General features: G+C 62.2%; 18 protein-coding genes. 11 read left to right on the forward strand and 7 right to left on the reverse strand.

Translation table 11 applies throughout. The annotated features are described in order from the left end of the window. The first annotated feature begins 30 nt into the window (after positions 1-30). Positions 31-1,599 carry a SulP family inorganic anion transporter gene (locus NL123_RS30590; RefSeq protein ID WP_494356969.1) on the forward strand — a complete coding sequence of 523 codons (1,569 nt, stop codon included), beginning with the start codon at positions 31-33 and terminating at the stop codon, positions 1,597-1,599. A 53-nt stretch (positions 1,600-1,652) separates the two neighbouring features. On the opposite strand, the gene aroE is transcribed toward NL123_RS30590, so the two are convergent. After that, on the reverse strand, positions 1,653-2,471 hold the full coding sequence (gene aroE / locus NL123_RS30595; protein ID WP_494356970.1) for a shikimate dehydrogenase: 819 nt from the start codon (positions 2,469-2,471) through the stop codon (positions 1,653-1,655). Beyond that, complete coding sequence (gene hemF, locus NL123_RS30600) at positions 2,471-3,403, reverse strand: oxygen-dependent coproporphyrinogen oxidase (RefSeq protein ID WP_494356971.1); 933 nt, start codon at positions 3,401-3,403, stop codon at positions 2,471-2,473. Before hemF ends, aroE begins: the two co-directional genes overlap by 1 nt. Positions 3,404-3,563: 160 nt before the next feature. On the opposite strand from hemF, the gene NL123_RS30605 reads away from it, so the two are divergent. Then, positions 3,564-4,541, forward strand: coding sequence for a quinone oxidoreductase family protein (locus NL123_RS30605; RefSeq protein WP_058424384.1), 978 nt, complete (start codon positions 3,564-3,566; stop codon positions 4,539-4,541). Between the two features lie 19 nt (positions 4,542-4,560). Here NL123_RS30605 and tsaC read toward each other — a convergent pair whose 3' ends face one another. The 3 genes from tsaC to NL123_RS30620 form a co-directional block, all read right to left on the reverse strand. Continuing rightward, positions 4,561-5,118, reverse strand: a complete 558-nt coding sequence (tsaC, locus tag NL123_RS30610) for an L-threonylcarbamoyladenylate synthase type 1 TsaC (RefSeq protein WP_058424383.1) — start codon at positions 5,116-5,118, stop codon at positions 4,561-4,563. A 54-nt stretch (positions 5,119-5,172) separates the two neighbouring features. After that, positions 5,173-6,267 carry a DNA-processing protein DprA gene (gene dprA, locus NL123_RS30615; RefSeq protein ID WP_248485511.1) on the reverse strand — a complete coding sequence of 365 codons (1,095 nt, stop codon included), beginning with the start codon at positions 6,265-6,267 and terminating at the stop codon, positions 5,173-5,175. A 63-nt stretch (positions 6,268-6,330) separates the two neighbouring features. Next, entirely contained in the window at positions 6,331-7,107 is a 777-nt protein-coding gene (locus tag NL123_RS30620; protein WP_248485510.1) for a peptidoglycan-binding protein, read from the reverse strand. Between the two features lie 134 nt (positions 7,108-7,241). Between NL123_RS30620 and def the strand changes: the two genes are divergently transcribed. From def to NL123_RS30645, 5 genes are all read left to right on the forward strand, one after another. Then, positions 7,242-7,748 (forward strand): peptide deformylase, encoded by a 507-nt coding sequence (gene def, locus NL123_RS30625; RefSeq protein WP_053127413.1) that lies wholly within the window; start codon positions 7,242-7,244, stop codon positions 7,746-7,748. A 69-nt stretch (positions 7,749-7,817) separates the two neighbouring features. Beyond that, the gene (gene fmt, locus NL123_RS30630; protein ID WP_494356972.1) at positions 7,818-8,768 is read left to right on the forward strand and encodes a methionyl-tRNA formyltransferase; all 951 of its coding nucleotides are present in this window, start codon (positions 7,818-7,820) and stop codon (positions 8,766-8,768) included. Next, positions 8,765-10,075 carry a 16S rRNA (cytosine(967)-C(5))-methyltransferase RsmB gene (gene rsmB / locus NL123_RS30635; RefSeq protein ID WP_494356973.1) on the forward strand — a complete coding sequence of 437 codons (1,311 nt, stop codon included), beginning with the start codon at positions 8,765-8,767 and terminating at the stop codon, positions 10,073-10,075. The genes fmt and rsmB overlap by 4 nt, the downstream gene beginning before the upstream one ends. Positions 10,076-10,097: 22 nt before the next feature. Then, positions 10,098-11,471 carry a Trk system potassium transporter TrkA gene (gene trkA / locus NL123_RS30640; RefSeq protein ID WP_010565843.1) on the forward strand — a complete coding sequence of 458 codons (1,374 nt, stop codon included), beginning with the start codon at positions 10,098-10,100 and terminating at the stop codon, positions 11,469-11,471. A gap of 18 nt (positions 11,472-11,489) precedes the next feature. Further along, positions 11,490-11,801 carry a tetratricopeptide repeat protein gene (locus tag NL123_RS30645; protein ID WP_248485502.1) on the forward strand — a complete coding sequence of 104 codons (312 nt, stop codon included), beginning with the start codon at positions 11,490-11,492 and terminating at the stop codon, positions 11,799-11,801. 123 nt (positions 11,802-11,924) lie between these two features. Here NL123_RS30645 and NL123_RS30650 read toward each other — a convergent pair whose 3' ends face one another. Next, a complete protein-coding gene (locus tag NL123_RS30650) occupies positions 11,925-12,812 on the reverse strand; it encodes a lysophospholipid acyltransferase (RefSeq protein WP_071490897.1) in 888 nt (295 codons plus the stop codon). A 40-nt stretch (positions 12,813-12,852) separates the two neighbouring features. Beyond that, positions 12,853-13,410, reverse strand: coding sequence for a DNA-3-methyladenine glycosylase I (locus tag NL123_RS30655; RefSeq protein ID WP_248485500.1), 558 nt, complete (start codon positions 13,408-13,410; stop codon positions 12,853-12,855). 81 nt (positions 13,411-13,491) lie between these two features. On the opposite strand from NL123_RS30655, the gene glyQ reads away from it, so the two are divergent. The 4 genes from glyQ to NL123_RS30675 all read left to right on the forward strand — a co-directional run bounded on the left by glyQ (position 13,492) and on the right by NL123_RS30675 (position 17,888). Continuing rightward, on the forward strand, positions 13,492-14,445 hold the full coding sequence (glyQ, locus tag NL123_RS30660; protein ID WP_003187265.1) for a glycine--tRNA ligase subunit alpha: 954 nt from the start codon (positions 13,492-13,494) through the stop codon (positions 14,443-14,445). Continuing rightward, positions 14,442-16,496 (forward strand): glycine--tRNA ligase subunit beta, encoded by a 2,055-nt coding sequence (gene glyS / locus NL123_RS30665; protein ID WP_494356974.1) that lies wholly within the window; start codon positions 14,442-14,444, stop codon positions 16,494-16,496. The genes glyQ and glyS overlap by 4 nt, the downstream gene beginning before the upstream one ends. 2 nt (positions 16,497-16,498) lie before the next feature. Then, on the forward strand, positions 16,499-17,035 hold the full coding sequence (gmhB, locus tag NL123_RS30670) for a D-glycero-beta-D-manno-heptose 1,7-bisphosphate 7-phosphatase (protein WP_494356975.1): 537 nt from the start codon (positions 16,499-16,501) through the stop codon (positions 17,033-17,035). A gap of 82 nt (positions 17,036-17,117) precedes the next feature. Continuing rightward, the gene (locus NL123_RS30675) at positions 17,118-17,888 is read left to right on the forward strand and encodes a lysophospholipid acyltransferase family protein (RefSeq protein WP_058424373.1); all 771 of its coding nucleotides are present in this window, start codon (positions 17,118-17,120) and stop codon (positions 17,886-17,888) included. Positions 17,889-18,049 lie beyond the last annotated feature (161 nt).

Here is an 18,049-nt window from a genome sequence, read left to right on the forward strand (position 1 = left end):
TCTGTGCCAAACCTCTAAACCGAGTCTGCGATGCCCCGGCCCAACCGCCAATCACTGTTCCCCTTCCTCGCCTGGCTCCCGCGCCAGACCCGCGCCAGCGTCGGTCGGGATGCAATCGTCGGCCTCAGCGGCGCAGTCCTCGCCCTGCCACAGTCAATTGCCTACGCGCTGATCGCTGGTCTCCCACCCGAATACGGCCTGTACGCCGCGATCATCCCGGTACTGATCGCTTGCCTCTGGGGCTCGTCCTGGCACTTGATCTGCGGGCCCACGGCAGCGATTTCCATTGTGCTGTACGCCAGCGTCAGTCCATTGGCCGTGCCAGGGTCACAGGACTACATCACCCTGATCCTGCTACTGACCTTCCTCGCCGGAGTTTTCCAGTGGCTGTTGGGCATGTTGCGCTTCGGCGCGTTGGTGAACTTTGTCTCCCACTCGGTGGTGCTCGGCTTCACCCTGGGCGCCGCCGTGGTGATCGCCCTCGGCCAGTTGCCCAACCTGTTGGGGCTGGATCTGCCAAGCCAGGCCACCGCCATCAATAGCCTGTTGGCGCTGATCCATCACAGCGGCGAATGGGACCATGCGTCCCTCCTGCTAGGGCTTGGCACGTTGCTGGTCGGCGCGCTGCTCAAATACCTGGTGCCTCGCTGGCCAACGCTGTTGATTGCGCTGGCACTGGGCAGCCTGGTGGCGTGGCTGTGGCCGGCGATGTTCAGGCACGTAGCGCTGGTCAGTTCGTTTGTCGGCAAACTGCCGCCGTTCAGCCCGTTGCCGATGGACCTGGACCTGCTCCTGCGCCTGCTGCCGAGTGCCGTGGCGGTGGGCATGCTTGGGTTGGTAACCAGCCTGTCGATTGCCCGCTCGTTGTCGGCGCGCTCACAGCAATTGCTCGACGCCAACCAGGAAGTCCGTGCGCAGGGTCTATCCAATATCGCGGGCGGATTTTTCTCCGGCTACTTGTCCGCCGGTTCGTTCACCCGCTCCGGCCTCAGCTACGAGGCGGGCGCGTGCTCGCCGTTGGCCGGGGTGTTTTCCGCGTTGTGGGTGGCATTGTTCGCGTTATTTGGCGCAGCGCTGATCGCCCACATTCCGATCCCGAGCATGGCCGCGAGCATCCTGCTGATCAGTTGGGGGCTGGTGGACCGTCGCGGTATTCGGGCGTTGTTTCGCGTCAGTCGCGCCGAGTTTGTGGTGATGAGCCTGACCTGTGTGGCCACCTTGCTGCTGGAACTGCAAACGGCGATTTATGCCGGGGTGCTGGCGTCGCTGTTTTTCTACCTCAAGCGCACCTCCCAGCCACGGGTACAACAGTGGCGAGACGGCGATGAGGATGTACTGCGGGTGGGCGGCTCGATCTTTTTCGGGGCCAGCCATTACCTGCAAGTGCGCCTGCAAAGTCTGCAGGGCGAGCGCGTGGTGATCGAGGCGCAGCAGATCAACTTTATCGACTATTCAGGGGTGGAGATGCTGCACCAGGAGGCTCGGCGCTTGCGTGGGTTAGGGCGCAGTTTGACGCTGCGCCGGGCCAGACCGCAGGTGGTGGAAGAGTTGAGAAAGCTGGAAGGGGCCGACAATTGCCCCATCCAGTTCCAAGACTGAAAACGATCAACAATGTGGGAGGGGGCAAGCCCCCTCCCACATTTGGATCCGTGTCAGATCAACTGGCGGCGAAGTTCAGCCAATACAGGCGCCGAATCCGGGCGCACGCCGCGCCACAGGAAGAAGGCTTCCGCCGCCTGTTCCACCAGCATGCCCAGGCCATCCATCGCCACGGATGCACCTTGCTCAGTCGCCCAACGGCAGAACGCGGTCGGCTCCTTGGCGTACATCATGTCGTAGCAAAAGGTCTTGCCTGGCTCGATCAGGCTGCCCGCAATCGGCGGTACATCGCCTGACAGGCTGGCGGACGTGGCGTTGATGATCACGTCCACCGGCTCACGCCGCCAGTCGAAACCGCTGGCGGATACCGGGCCGAGGTCGTCGAACAGCTCGGCGAGCAGTTCGGCCCTTTCCACGGTGCGGTTGGCGATGATCAGCGAGGCGGGTTGCTCAGCCAGCAACGGTTCCAACGCGCCACGCACCGCGCCACCCGCGCCCAGCAGCAGGATACGTTTGCCTTGCAGGCTCAACCCGGCGTTGACGATAAGGTCGCGAACCAGGCCGGCGCCATCGGTGTTGTCGCCCAACAGGCTGCCGTCTGCCAGCTTGCTCAAGGTGTTCACCGCGCCGGCGCGTTGGGCACGTTCGGTGAGGGTGTCGGCCAGTCGGTAGGCGTCCTCTTTGAACGGTACCGTGACGTTGGCGCCACGGCCCTGCCGAAAGAACTCACGGGCACAGCCGGTGAAATCCTCCAACGGCGCCAGCAAGGTGCTGTAGTCCAGTTGCTCGCCGGTCTGCTCGGCGAACATGCGGTGGATCAGCGGCGACTTGCTGTGGCCGATGGGGTTGCCGAACACGACATAACGGTCCATCAGACAGCCGCCTTGGGCGCAGCGAGGCCCAGCCAGTCACGGTCTTGCAGGAAGTAGTCGGTGAGGCGTGCTTCTTCGCTGCCGGCCTCGGCCTTCCAGTCGTAGCTCCAGCGCACTTGCGGCGGCAGCGACATCAGGATCGACTCGGTACGCCCGCCCGATTGCAGGCCGAACAAGGTGCCACGGTCGTAGACCAGGTTGAATTCAACGTAGCGGCCCCGGCGGAATTCCTGGAATTCGCGCTGTTGCTCGGTGTAGGCAATGGCCTTGCGGCGCTGCACGATCGGCAGGTAGGCGTCGATGTAGGCATCACCGATGGCACGGATGAAGGCGAAGCAGGTGTCGAAGTCCCACTCGTTCAGGTCATCGAAAAACAGGCCGCCGATACCACGCGGTTCATTGCGGTGCTTGATGTGGAAGTAAGTGTCGCACCACGCTTTGTAGCGCGAATACACCTCAGGACCGAACGGCGCGCAGGCCTGCTCGGCCACGCGGTGCCAGTGGATGCAGTCTTCTTCGTTGCCGTAGTAAGGCGTGAGGTCGAAGCCACCGCCGAACCACCACACCGGCTCTTCGCCTTCTTTCTCTGCGATGAAAAAGCGCACGTTGGCGTGGGAAGTCGGCACATGGGGGTTATGCGGGTGGATCACCAGCGACACACCCAGGGCCTCGAAACCGCGACCGGCCAGCTCAGGCCGATGCGCGCTGGCAGACGGTGGCAGGCCGCTGCCAAAGACGTGGGAAAAGTTAACGCCGCCTTTTTCGATGACAGAACCGTTTGCAATCACACGGGTGCGACCACCGCCGCCGGCAGGCCGGGTCCAGGCGTCTTCGATAAAGCGAGTGTCCGTCTCGAAGGTTTCCAGGGCGCTGCAAATACGGTCTTGCAGGTCAAGCAGGTAGGCCTTTACAGCCTCGGTGCGGGTAGTCATGGCATCACCTTGAATCGGGCAAAGCTACGCGAGGCCATTGGGCGTCGGCGGCAAATGGGCGCACAGGATACCACCGCACCCACGTACGTCGCAGTTGACGAAGATCAAGCTTAGGAGTCCGATAGGGGGCTACGCGATTCGACCTTAAGGAGAAGTGCAGATGGCCAAACGTATCCAGTTCAGCGCCCATGGCGGCCCCGAAGTGCTTGAGTATGTGGACTACACGCCGGCCGAGCCTGGCCCACAACAGGTTCGCGTGCGCAACGAGGCGATCGGCCTGAACTTCATCGACACCTATTTCCGCAGCGGCCTGTACGCGCCGCCGGCCTTGCCATCGGGGCTGGGCGCGGAAGGCGCCGGTGTGGTCGATGCCATCGGCAGTGAAGTCACCCAATTCAAGGTCGGCGACCGCGTGGCCTACGGCAGTGGCCCGCTGGGCGCCTACAGCCAACTGCATGTGTTGCCCGCCGCCAACCTGGTGCACCTGCCGGACGACATCAGCTTCGAACAGGCCGCCGGCGCCATGCTCAAGGGCCTGACCGTGCAGTATCTGCTGCGCCAGACCTATGAACTCAAAGGCGGTGAAACCATCCTGTTCCACGCCGCAGCCGGTGGTGTGGGCTCCCTGGCGTGCCAGTGGGCCAAGGCTTTGGGCGTGAAGCTGATCGGTACGGTGAGCTCGCCGGAAAAGGCCGCCCTGGCCAAATCCCTCGGCGCCTGGGAAACCATCGACTACAGCAAGGAAAACGTCGCACAGCGTGTGCTGGAATTGACCGACGGCAAAAAGGTGCCGGTGGTGTATGACGGTGTTGGCAAGGACACCTGGCTGACCTCGCTGGACAGCGTGGCGCCCCGTGGGTTGGTGGTGAGCTTCGGCAATGCGTCGGGCGCGGTGGATGGGGTGAACCTGGGGATCCTGTCAGCCAAGGGCTCGCTGTATGTCACCCGGCCGACCCTGGCGACCTATGCCAACAACCCGCAGAACCTGCAGGCGATGGCCGATGACCTGTTCTCGATGATCAAGAGCGGCAAGGTGCGCATTGATATCAACCAGCGGTACTCGCTGGCAGAAGCGGCCAAGGCGCAGACCGAGTTATCGGCACGCCGCACGACGGGGTCGACCATTCTGCTGCCTTAAGCAGCCCTGTGGCCTTCCTTCAGGAAGGCCGCACAACCTCGCCGGTCACCAGGTCACGAATCAGGCTGGGGTTTTTGCGCCCACCCAGGGCGCCGCCCAACACCAGGTCCACCTGGCCACGGAAGTATTGCTCCACGCGTATCCGCGTACGTGCAGCCGGGCGACCCTGAGGGTTGGCCGAGGTGGAAATCAACGGCCCCACCAGCGAGCACAAGTCCCGCACCAGTGGATGGTCAGTCACCCGCAGCGCCACCGTGTCATGCACACCCGTCACCCATTCCGGCAGCAAGTCCTGATGGGGCACCAGCCAGGTATTCGGCCCGGGCCAGGTGGCGGCCATGCGGTCGATCCAATCCTGTGGGAAGTCTTCGAAGAGAAAGTCGAACTGACGGATGCTGTCCGCCACCAGGATCAGGCCCTTGTCCACCGAGCGATTCTTGATGGCGAGCAAGCGGTCTACTGCTTCTTCGTTCCACGGGTCGCAGCCCAGGCCCCAAACCGCTTCGGTTGGGTAGGCAATCACCGCGCCTGCGCGAATTTCTCGTGCGGTTTCCAGCACACGCCACCGGTTGACCATTATTCACTCTCCAGACTAAAGCTCTGCGCAGTTTACCGATCTTCGTTACAAAACCTAGCAGCGCGCAAGCCAGCGCCCGCTTTCGCAGATAACCTGGCCCTCAAGCTCCAGCTCCGTAAGCGTCGCCAACACCTGGGACAACGGCCGCCCGCTGGCAATCGCCAGCGCTTCACTGGTGTGCGGCGCCGCATGCAGCAGTGCCACCAGCGGATGGGTCACCGGCATCGGCGCCGGACGGGACAGCGCCTGCCAGCCGCGCAAGCCTTCAAGAATGTGCTCGATGGTTTCCACCAACACCGCACCATCGCGGATCAACTGATGGCAACCCTTGGCGCCGGGATGATGGATGGAGCCCGGAATCGCGTACACCTCGCGTCCCTGCTCGGCCGCCAGTTTTGCGGTGATCAGCGAGCCGCTGGCCATGCTGGCTTCCACCACCAATACGCCAAGGGACAGACCACTGATGATGCGGTTACGCCTGGGGAAGTTGCCGGCCTGGGGTGGAGCGTCCAGCGGAAACTCGGAAACCACCGCGCTGCCTTGGTCAATCATCGCCGCCGCCAGCCGTCGGTGGCGCTGTGGATAAAAATTTTCGAGCCCGGTGCCGAGGACGCCGATTGTCTGGCCGCCCACGTCCAATGCGGCTTGATGGGCGGCGCCGTCAATACCCAAGGCCAGGCCACTGGTGATGACAAAACCCGCGCTCGCCAAGCTACGGGAAAACGCAGCTGCGGTGTCCATGCCAGGACGGGATGCACGTCGGCTGCCCACCATCGCCAGTTGCGGTTTTTCCAGGATCAGAGGGTCACCAGCGACGAATAACAGCGGCGGTGCGTCGTCAATCTGGGCGAGCAGTGCGGGGTACTCCGGCTGGTCCCACATCAGCAAATGCTGGGCCGGGCAAGCCAGCCAGGCCAATGCCGCACTGGCGCCCTCGCGGATTTCATGGCTGCGCCGGGCATCGGCGCTGATGGCCGGCAACCCCAGCGAACGCCAGGCACTGGCGGGGGCACTGATGGCCTTTGACGCAGAGCCGAACGCTTCGATCAATAAGCGAAAACGCTTGGGGCCCAGTTCCGGCAGCCTGTGCAAGCGCAGTCGGGCTTCCAGTTCTGACGGGGATACTTCATGACTGTTTATCGGATTCATTTGATCATCCTTGACCGGAACAAGCTGTGGATAACTCTGTTGGTAACTTATTTAGCAACCTATTCATTGTGTTTGATGCGCAGTCTCGAAACGGTCCATCACTGCCAGGGGTCGCGAGGCATTGAGGATCAGGCCGTAACTGAGCTTTTCGTAGGTGCGAAATACCAGCAGGGTGCCGGCGCGTTCATCGGGGAGTCGGGTCGGCGTGCCGGTGAGGCTGTCGCGCACGGTCGCGCCAGCCTTGATCACGCTGAGCAGTTGACCTTCGACCAGGCCGTCACGGCGGCCTTTGTTCAGGATGACAGCATCGAGTACGCCGATTTGGGTGACACCCTTGGGGACATCGATGATGTGCCCGTCGATGAAGGGTGCCGCTGAAATGACCTCAAGGGTGGCCGGATCGACAGGAGATTGCGCGCGTAGCAGGCGGTCACCCGGGCGCACCTCCTGGGTCACTCGCTGCACGGCCAGGGTGGTGAGGTCGCCAGCCGTGACGAAACGGGCCGTGCCGATATCGTCGGCGTTGATGCCCAGTAGTTCTTGGGTCTGCGGATCGGTGTAGGCCTTGCCGCGTCGGAATATTCCGTAATGGGGTTGGGAAGGGTCCAGGTTGCCCCTGGCATGCACCCGCTCACCGTTGGCCCCCAGCACTCGACCTGCATCAGCGGCAACAATGTACGGCGCGCTGTCCAGGTCCTGTGGCGAATCAAGAATGCGGTTGTGCAGTAAAAAGCGCTGGATGGCCTGTTGTGTCGATTGATCCAGGCGCTGGACGGGCTGGGGCAGCAGGGCCATGGCGAACGGGGCCCACAGCAGCAAGACGAGTAGCGATTTCCTCATGGGGTGAATCTCCTTTATTATGTGCGTTCGCGTGAAATGCCAGGGCCTTCGCGGCTTCGGGCGTTTCACACCGGCTGTCTGGGTCCATCCCAACGCCGATTTGCCTTTACCTCACATGTGCAGCAATTACGCTTATGGCTATTTTAAACATCCTCGAATTTCCCGACTCGCGCCTGCGCACGATCGCCAAGCCGGTGGCCGTAGTGGACGACAAGGTTCGTCAGTTGGTCGATGACATGTTTGAAACAATGTATGAAGCCCCGGGCATCGGCCTCGCCGCGACCCAGGTCAACGTGCATCAGCGCGTCGTGGTCATGGACCTGTCGGAGGATCGCAGCGAACCGAGGGTGTACATCAACCCAGAGTTCGAACCACTGACCGACGAGATGGGTGAGTACCAGGAAGGCTGCCTGTCGGTGCCCGAGTTCTACGAGAACGTCGAGCGCCCGCTGCGCGTGAAGATCAAGGCCCTGGACCGTGACGGCAAGCCGTTCGAGCTGATCGCCGAAGGCCTGCTGGCGGTGTGCATCCAGCACGAATGCGACCACCTCAACGGCAAGCTGTTTGTCGATTACCTGTCCACGCTCAAGCGCGACCGGATCAAGAAGAAGCTGGAAAAAAAGCATCGCCAGCAAGCTTGATGCCCTTCTTCCAAAGGCTTGCTGCGGCAAGCCTTTTTCTTTTGTGACTGCTTTTAACCGAGACCTCCCATGACCGAGCCACTGCGCATTGTTTTTGCCGGCACTCCAGAATTTGCCGCCGAACACCTCAAGGCCCTGCTTGCCAGCCCTTATGACATCGTCGCGGTGTACACCCAGCCGGATCGCCCGGCCGGTCGCGGGCAAAAACTGATGCCAAGCCCGGTCAAGCAACTGGCGCTGGAGCACAACATCCCCGTGCTGCAACCGCCAACCCTGCGCAACGCCGACGCCCAGGCGGAACTGGCGGCGCTGAAGCCGGACCTGTTGGTGGTCGTGGCCTACGGCTTGATCCTGCCGCAAGGGGTGCTGGATATCCCGCGCCTGGGCTGCATCAACAGCCATGCCTCGCTGCTGCCACGCTGGCGCGGTGCGGCGCCGATCCAGCGCGCGGTGGAAGCCGGCGACAGCGAAAGCGGCGTGACCGTGATGCTCATGGAGGCGGGCTTGGACACCGGCCCGATGCTGCTCAAGGTCACCACCCCGATCACCGGCGAAGACACCGGCGGCAGCCTGCACGACCGCCTCGCCGAGCTGGGCCCGCCCGCCGTGATCGAGGCCATCGCCGGCCTGGCCGCCGGCACCCTGGCAGGCGAAGTCCAAGACGACAGCCTGGCCACCTACGCCCACAAGCTGAACAAAGACGAAGCCCGCGTCGACTGGAGCCGCCCAGCCGTGGAGCTGGAACGTCTGGTACGCGCCTTCAACCCTTGGCCGGTCTGCCACAGCACCCTCAATGGCGAAGCCGTGAAAGTGTTGGCCGCTAAACTCGTCGAGGGCAAAGGCGCTCCCGGCGAGATCATCGGCGCCAGCAAGGACGGCCTGCTGGTCGCCTGCGGCGAGCAGGCGCTGTGCCTGACCCGTCTGCAATTGCCCGGTGGCAAGGCGCTTAATTTCAGCGATTTGTTCAACAGCCGTCGTGAGAAATTTGCTGTAGGCACCCTCCTCGGGACAGCCCAATGAACCCACGTCTAGCCGCCGCCAAGGCTCTCGCCGCCGTCCTCAACGGCAAGGCGTCGCTGAACAGTTCGTTGCCGACCCAGTTGGACAAGGTCGAAGACCGCGATCGCGGGTTCACCCAGGACCTGGCCTTTGGCACCGCCCGCTGGCAGCCACGCTTGTCCGCACTGGCAGCCAAGTTGCTGCAAAAGCCGTTCAAGGCCGCCGATGCAGATGTGGAAGCGCTGCTGCTGGTGGGCCTCTATCAGTTGCTCTACACCCGTGTACCCGCCCACGCCGCGATAGGCGAGACAGTCGGTTGCGCCGACAAACTGAAAAAGCCGTGGGCCAAGGCCCTGCTCAACGCTGTGCTGCGCCGCGCCCAGCGCGAAAGCGAAGCGCTGCTGGCCGAGCTGGAACATGACCCGGTGGTGCGCACCGCCCACCCGCGCTGGCTGCAAAAATCCCTGAAGGCGTTCTGGCCCGAACAGTGGGAAGCCATCTGCGCGGCGAACAATGCGCACCCGCCGATGATCCTGCGGGTCAACCGCCGCCACCACAGCCGTGATGCCTACCTGCAATTGCTCACCGACGCCGGCATCAACGCCACACCGTGCGTGTACAGCATCGACGGCATCGTACTGGAAGCGGCCACCGATGTGCGCAGCCTGCCAGGTTTTGCCGAGGGCTGGATCAGCGTGCAGGATGAGGCGGCGCAACTGGCGGCCGACCTGCTCGACCTGGCGCCGGGCCAACGCGTACTCGACGCCTGCTGCGCGCCGGGCGGCAAGACCTGTCACATACTGGAAGTCGAAAAAGACCTGGCCGGTGTCGTCGCTGTCGATCTGGAAGCCAAGCGCCTGGTGCGCGTGCGCGAAAACCTGGCGCGCCTGGGCCTCAGCGCCGAGCTGATCGCCGCCGATGGCCGTGACACCGCCACCTGGTGGGATGGCAAACCGTTCCAGCGCATCCTGCTCGACGCACCGTGCTCCGCCACCGGCGTGATCCGTCGCCATCCGGACATCAAGCTCACCCGCCAAACCGATGACATCGCCGCCCTGGCCGTGCTGCAGGGCGAGCTGCTCGACGCGATGTGGCCGACCCTCGAAGTCGGCGGCATCCTGCTCTATGCCACCTGCTCCACCTTGCCGACGGAAAACACCGAGGTGATCGAAGCCTTCCTCGCCCGCACCAGCGGTGCACGGGAGCTGGACCTCGCCACCACGGCCGGCATCAAGCAGCCCCACGGCCGCCAGTTGCTCGCGCAAGAAGGCGGACACGATGGCTTCTACTACGCCAAACTGATCAAGATCGCCGCCGCGCGCGGCTGAATGGTTTTAAGGGAGTGACCGGATGAAAATCATCATCCTTGGGGCAGGGCAGGTTGGCGGTACGTTGGCCGAACATTTGGCCAGCGAAGCCAACGACATCACCGTGGTCGACACCGATGCCGAGCGCCTGCGCAACCTTGGCGACCGCCTCGACATCCGTACCGTGCAAGGCCGCGCGTCGTTCCCGACCGTACTGCGCCAGGCCGGCGCGGATGACGCCGACATGCTGGTGGCCGTGACCAACAGCGACGAAACCAACATGGTCGCCTGCCAGGTGGCCCACACCCTGTTCCACACCCCGACCAAGATCGCCCGCGTACGCGAAGCGGCCTACCTGACCCGCGCCGGGCTGTTCGACAACGATGCGATTCCCGTCGACGTGCTGATCAGCCCGGAACAGGTGGTGACCCACTACATCAAGCGCCTGATCGAGATTCCAGGCGCCCTGCAAGTGATCGACTTCGCCGGCGGCAAGGCGCAACTGGTCGCGGTAAAGGCCTATTACGGCGGCCCGCTGGTGGGCCAGCAACTGCGCCAGCTGCGCGAGCACATGCCGAATGTGGAAACCCGCGTCGCGGCGATTTTCCGGCGTGACCGGCCGATCCTGCCCCAGGGCGATACGGTGATCGAGGCCGACGACGAAGTGTTTTTCATCGCCGCCAAGGCGAATATTCGCGCGGTCATGAGCGAAATGCGCCGTCTCGATGAGACCTACAAGCGCATCGTCATCGCCGGCGGCGGGCAGATCGGCGAGCGTCTGGCCGAAGCCATCGAAAGCCGCTACCAGGTGAAGATCATCGAGATGAGCCCGGCACGTTGCCGGCATTTGTCCGACACCCTGGACAGCACCGTCGTACTGCAAGGCAGCGCCTCGGACCGCGACCTGCTGATGGAAGAAAACATCGCCGACGCCGACATCTTCCTGGCGCTGACCAACGATGACGAAGCCAACATCATGTCGTCGCTGCTGGCCAAGCGGCTGGGGGCTAAGAAGGTGATGACCATCATCAACAACCCGGCCTACGTGGACCTGATCCAGGGCGGCGATATTGACATCGCCATCAGCCCGCAACTGGCGACCATCGGCACCTTGCTCGCCCACGTGCGCCGTGGCGATATCGTCAGCGTGCACTCCCTGCGCCGGGGCGCGGCGGAAGCCATCGAGGCGATTGCCCACGGTGACTCGAAGTCGAGCAAGGTGATCGGCAAGGCCATCCGCGATATCGGCTTGCCGCCGGGCACCACCATTGGCGCGATCATCCGTGACGAAGAGGTGATCATCGCCCATGACGATACGGTGATCGCCACGGGTGACCATGTGATTCTGTTCCTGGTGGACAAGAAACATATTCGCGATGTGGAGAAGTTGTTCCACGTGGGGTTGAGTTTTTTCTGATCGAACGGAGTGGCCGACATGCTCGAATCCCTGGAAAAAATGCTCGCCAAGGGCGTGGATAACTCACTGCTGCGCTTTGGTTTGGGCAAGGGCTATCTGGATCTGAAGGACAACGCCAAGGCGGCGGAGCATTTGAGCAAGTGCGTCGAGTTCGACCCGAAGTATTCGGCGGCGTGGAAGTTGTTGGGCAAGGCGCAGTTGGGGCTGGAAGATCGTGCAGCGGCGCGGCTGGCGTGGGAGAAGGGCATCGAAGCGGCGCTTGCTCACGGCGATAAGCAGGCCGAGAAAGAGATGACCGTGTTCCTGAAAAAACTCGACCGCCAAGCCTGAGCGCAATTCAAATGTGGGAGGGGGCTTGCCCCCGATGGCAGTGTGTCAGTCGATACCTATTTGACTGAGCAACCGCTCTCGGGGGCAAGCCCCCTCCCACATTGGTTTTGCGTTGATCTTGAATCAGTACCAGCGCTCTTCACCCGGTGGGCGTTTCTTGAAGCGCTTCATGCTCCACATATACTGGCTCGGGTAGGCACCGACGTAACGTTCCACCACCTTGCTCATCGCCGCGCAGGACGTGGCGGTATCGGTGCTATACATGTCTTCCGGCGCCGCTTCCAAAATCACCTTGTAGCCTGAACCGTCCGGCAGCCGCAGCGCATGCAGGAACACGCCCACCGCCTTGTGGCCGGCGAGCATGTTCGGCACGAACTTGCTGGTGAGCGCCTGGGTGGCGAAGAACGGCACGAAGATCCCGGCGGATTCGGCCGGCTCCGGGTCGGCAGGGATTCCGACCTGGCCACCTTTGCGCACTTCCTTGATCACGCTGAGGATGCCTTCCTTGGTCGAAGCCGCCACGCGGTTGCCCAGTTGCACGCGCTGCTTGCGCAGCAGTTCATCCACCGCCTTGAGTTTGGGTGGGCGGTAGAAAATGATCGGCTTGCACTGGCTGCAATAGAAATGGTTGAGCACTTCCCAGTTACCCAGGTGGCTGGTGATACCGACCACGCCTTTGCCCGAGGCCAGGGCTTCGTGCAGCACTTCCAGGCCTTCGACTTCGCGCACCAGGTCGATGGAGCGCTGGGCCGGCCAGATCCAGGCGCAGGCGCTTTCGGTCAGGGACTTGCCGATGTCCATCAGGCTCTGGCCGACCAGCCGTTCACGGGCGGCCGGATCCATGTCCGGGAAGCACTTGGAGAGGTTGATCCGCACCGTGTCGCGGGAGCGGTTGGGGGTTTTCCACATGATCCAGCCGATGGCCGTGCCAACCGCCTGGACAGCGCGCCAGGGCAGCAGCGCAAACAACCGCAGAGCGCCTACCAGCAAGGCGCCTTTAAACTTTTCCACAGGTCACTCCTGATCGTGTGTGGTGCGCAAAGCGCGCATTCTAACCGGCGTTGACCAAGTCCGCGTAACGGTCGCAGTCCTGAGTGTGGTCCATGACCATGCCCGAGGCCTGCATGAAGGCGTAGCAAATGGTCGGCCCGACGAAGGTGAAACCGGCTTTTTTCAAGGCTTTGCTCATGGCTTCGGCCTCGGCCGTGATCGCCGGGACTTCGCTGCGGTCCTTGAAGTGATTGACCTTGGGTTTGCCGCCGACGAAGGACCAGAGCAAACCCACCGGGTCCTCCAGCGCCAGCCAGGCTGCGGCATTGCGTCGGGTGGCATTGAGTTTCAGGCGATTACGCACGATGCCCGGATCGAGCATCAGCGCATCGATCTCGGCGTCGCTCAGTTGGGCCAACCGCTGCGCATCAAACCCGAACAAGACCTTCCGATAATGCTCGCGTTTGCGTAAAACGGTGATCCAGGACAGGCCCGCCTGGAACCCTTCGAGCAAAAGCAACTCGAACAAACCCTGCGCATCGCGCAGCGGCGTTCCCCACTCCTGATCGTGATAAGCCATGTACAGCGGATCTTCAGAACACCAAAAGCAGCGTGGCATAAGGCTCCAGGGAGTGGTGGCGGGGCCGAATCGGGTATACTCCCGCTCTTTAAATCGCAGCCCAAGTAACAGGTGAATTTCGTGAGCCAGCCTACGCCAGCCGTGCGTACCTTCCAAGACTTGATCCTCGCCCTCCAGCAATACTGGGCCGAGCAAGGTTGTGTGGTACTTCAGCCCTACGATATGGAAGTAGGCGCCGGCACTTTCCACACCGCTACATTCCTGCGGGCCATCGGCCCGGAAACCTGGAACGCCGCTTATGTGCAGCCCAGTCGTCGCCCGACTGACGGCCGCTACGGCGAAAACCCGAACCGTCTGCAGCACTACTACCAGTTCCAGGTGGTATTGAAGCCGAACCCGGACAACTTCCAGGAACTCTACCTGGGCTCGCTCAAGCATGTGGGCCTGGACCCATTGGTCCACGACATCCGTTTCGTCGAAGACAACTGGGAATCGCCGACCCTGGGTGCCTGGGGCCTGGGCTGGGAAGTCTGGCTCAACGGCATGGAAGTGACGCAGTTCACTTACTTCCAGCAGGCCGGTGGTATCGAGTGCTACCCGGTGACCGGCGAAATCACCTACGGTCTAGAGCGCCTGGCCATGTACCTGCAGGGCGTGGACTCGGTCTACGACCTTGTGTGGGCTGACGGCCCGTTCGGCAAGGTCACCTACGGCGATGTGTTCCACCAGAACGAAGTGGAGCAGTCCACCTACAACTTCGAACACGCCAACGTCGACAAGCTGTTCGAACTGTTCGACTTCTATGAAAGCGAAGCCAAGCGCCTGATCGAACTCGACCAGCCGCTGCCGTTGCCGAGCTATGAAATGGTGTTGAAGGCGTCCCATACCTTCAACCTGCTGGACGCGCGCCGTGCCATCTCGGTAACCGCGCGCCAGCAATACATCCTGCGTGTACGCACCCTGGCGCGTTCCGTCGCCCAAGCCTACCTGCTGGCTCGCGCCAAGCTGGGCTTCCCGATGGCAACCCCGGACCTGCGTGATGAAGTGTTGGCTAAGCTGGAGGCTGCACAATGAGTGCTCAAGATTTCCTGGTTGAACTGGGCACCGAAGAGCTGCCACCCAAGGCACTGAACACCCTGGCCGATGCGTTCATGGCCGGTATCGAAAAGGGCCTGCAAACCGCCGGCCTGAAGTTCGCCGCGAAAAAAGTCTACGCTGCGCCACGCCGCCTGGCCGTGTTGCTGACCGCACTGGAAACCCAGCAGCCGGACCGCAGCATCAACCTTGACGGCCCACCGCGCCAGGCCGCGTTCGACGCCGAAGGCAACCCGACCCAGGCTGCCCTGGGTTTCGCCAAGAAGTGTGGCGTGGAACTGAGTGAGATCGACCAGAGCGGGCCGAAACTGCGGTTCAGCCAGGTCATCACCGGCAAGCCGACCGCCAGCCTGCTGCCGACCATCGTTGAAGATTCGCTGAACGACCTGCCGATCCCCAAGCGCATGCGCTGGGGTGCACGCAAGGAAGAATTCGTACGTCCGACCCAATGGCTGGTGATGCTGCTCGGTGACCAGGTCATCGACTGCACCATCCTCGCCCAGAAGGCCGGCCGTGATTCCCGTGGCCACCGCTTCCACCATCCAGAAGCCGTGCGCATCACTTCGCCGGCCAACTACCTCAACGACCTGCGCGCGGCCTATGTGCTGGCGGATGCCAACGAACGTCGCGAGCTGATCAGCAAGCGCACTGAGGAATTGGCCCGCTTGCAGGAAGGCACTGCCATCGTGCCGCCAAGCCTGCTCGACGAAGTGACCGCGCTGGTTGAATGGCCGGTGCCGCTGGTGTGCTCGTTCGAAGAGCGTTTCCTCGACGTGCCGCAGGAAGCCCTGATCACCACCATGCAGGACAACCAGAAGTACTTCTGCCTGCTGGACGTGGACGGCAAGTTGCTGCCGCGCTTCATCACCGTGGCCAACATCGAGAGCAAGGACCCCCAGCAGATCATCGCTGGTAACGAGAAAGTCGTACGCCCGCGCCTGACCGACGCCGAGTTCTTCTTCAAGCAAGACAAGAAGCAGAAGCTGGAAGACTTCAACCTGCGCCTGCAGAACGTGGTGTTCCAGGAAAAACTCGGCAGCGTGTACGACAAGGCCGTGCGGGTTTCCAAGCTGGCCGCCTACATTGCACCACGCATTGGTGGTGATTCCGCCTGGGCTGCACGTGCAGGCCTGCTGTCCAAGTGCGACCTGGCCACCGAAATGGTCGGCGAGTTCCCGGAGATGCAAGGCGTTGCCGGTTACTACTACGCCCTCAACGACGGCGAGCCAGACGACGTGGCCCTGGCCCTGAACGAGCAGTACATGCCACGCGGTGCCGGCGCTGAACTGCCGACCACCCTGACCGGTGCAGCCGTGGCGATCGCCGACAAGCTGGACACCCTGGTGGGTATCTTCGGTATCGGCATGTTGCCAACCGGCAGCAAAGACCCGTATGCCCTGCGCCGTGCGGCCTTGGGCGTGCTGCGTATCCTGATCGACAAAAAGCTGGACCTCGACCTGACCCAGGCCGTGGTGTTTGCCGTCGGCCAGTTCGGTGCCAAGGTCAAGCAGGCCGGCCTGGCCGAGCAAGTGCTGGAGTTTGTGTTCGACCGCCTGCGCGCGCGTTACGAAGACGAAGGCGTGGACGTGTCGGTGTACCTGTCGGTACGTGCCCTGCAGCCGGGTTCGGCGCTGGACTTCGATCAGCGCGTACAAGCCGTGCAGGCCTTCCGCAAGCTGCCGGAAGCCGATGCCCTGGCCGCTGTGAACAAGCGTGTGTCGAACCTGCTGAGCAAGGCCGAAGGCCTGGGCAACGCTGATGTCGACCCTGGCCTGTTTGCCGATGCCAAGGAGTTCTCGCTGAACTCGGCCATCGCCAAGGCCGAAAACGCGGTGAAGCCGCTGATCGCCGAGCGCAACTACGCCGAAGCATTGGCGCGCCTGGCCACCTTGCGTGAGCCGGTGGATGCGTTTTTCGAAGCCGTGATGATCAATGCCGACGATGCCGGCGTGCGGAAAAACCGCTACGCCATGCTGGCGCGCCTGCGCGGCTTGTTCGTCAATATCGCTGACATTTCGACGCTGAGCTGACCATGGTGAAACTGCTGATTCTCGATCGGGACGGGGTGATCAACTACGACTCCGACGCTTACATCAAGTCGGTGGCGGAATGGATTCCACTGCCCGGCTCCATCGAGGCCATCGCGCAGTTGAGCAAAGCCGGCTGGGCGGTGGCCATCGCCACCAACCAGTCCGGCATCGCTCGCGGGTACTACGACATCGCCACCTTGGACGCCATGCACGCACTCCTGCGCGCATTGGTGGCCGAGCAGGGCGGTGAGGTGGGGCTGGTGGTGTACTGCCCCCACGGGCCAGATGAGGGCTGCGATTGCCGCAAACCCAAGCCTGGCATGTTGAAAACCATTGCAGAACATTACAAGGTGCCCTTGGCTGGGCTATGGTTCGTCGGGGACAGTCTCGGTGACCTGGAGGCGGCCAAAGCCGTCGACTCTCAGCCAGTTTTGGTTAAGACCGGGAAAGGCGAAAAGACCCAGGCGAAAAACCTGCCGGTAGGCACCTTGATTTTTGACGATCTGGCGGCCGTTGCCGCAGAACTTATCAACAACTAGCCGCCCTCGACTTCCTGACCAAGGACTGTTCGGGAGTGCGCTTTTAACAGGCGGGCATTGTCCCGCAACGGTAAATGCCGCCATGTCGATTTTGCAGGCCATCAGAACCTTCTTCTTTTACCTGCTGTTGGGCACCAGTTCGTTTCTCTGGTGCACCCTGAGCTTTTTTATTGCGCCCTTTTTGCCATTCAAGGCGCGCTATCGCTTTATCAACGTCTACTGGTGCCGCTGCGCGTTGTGGCTGACCAAGGTGTTTCTGAATATTCGTTTCGAGATCAAGGGTGCAGAAAACGTCCCGGACCAGCCTTGCGTGATTCTGTCGAACCACCAGAGCACCTGGGAGACGTTCTTTCTCTCGGCGTACTTCTCGCCCCTGAGCCAGGTGCTCAAGCGTGAGCTGCTGTACGTGCCGTTCTTCGGCTGGGCCATGGCCATGTTGCGTCCGATCGCCATCGACCGCGACAACCCCAAGGCAGCGCTCAAGCACGTGGCCAAGAAGGGCGATGAACTGCTCAAGGATAACGTGTGGGTACTGATCTTCCCGGAAGGGACTCGCGTGCCCTACGGCACCGTAGGCAAGTTCTCACGCGGGGGTACGGCTTTGGCGGTCAACGCCAACCTGCCCGTGCTGCCGATTGCCCATAACGCCGGCAAGTTCTGGCCAAAGACCGGCTGGGCCAAGCGCGAAGGCACCATCACCGTGGTGATTGGCGAACCGATGTACGCAGAAGGTGAAGGCCCACGTGCCATTGCCGCGCTGAATGACCGCGCCCAGGCGTGGAATGAAGCGCAGCAACGGGCCATGGGTTCGCTGCCGCCAGAGCCTGTTGTGGTCGACACTCCGGTGATCTGAGCATCTGTGGATAACCTGTGTACGGTTTGTTGGCGAATTGCGCTTTTTGAATCATAACAAGCTGATTTTATTGCATATTTCTCAAGCCCATAAAATCAAGAAAAAGGTGCATAAGTTTTTTCTGCATAAAAAAACCGGTCCTTGCGACCGGTTTTTTATTC

This window comes from Pseudomonas sp. FBCC-B1565, from assembly GCF_059133265.1.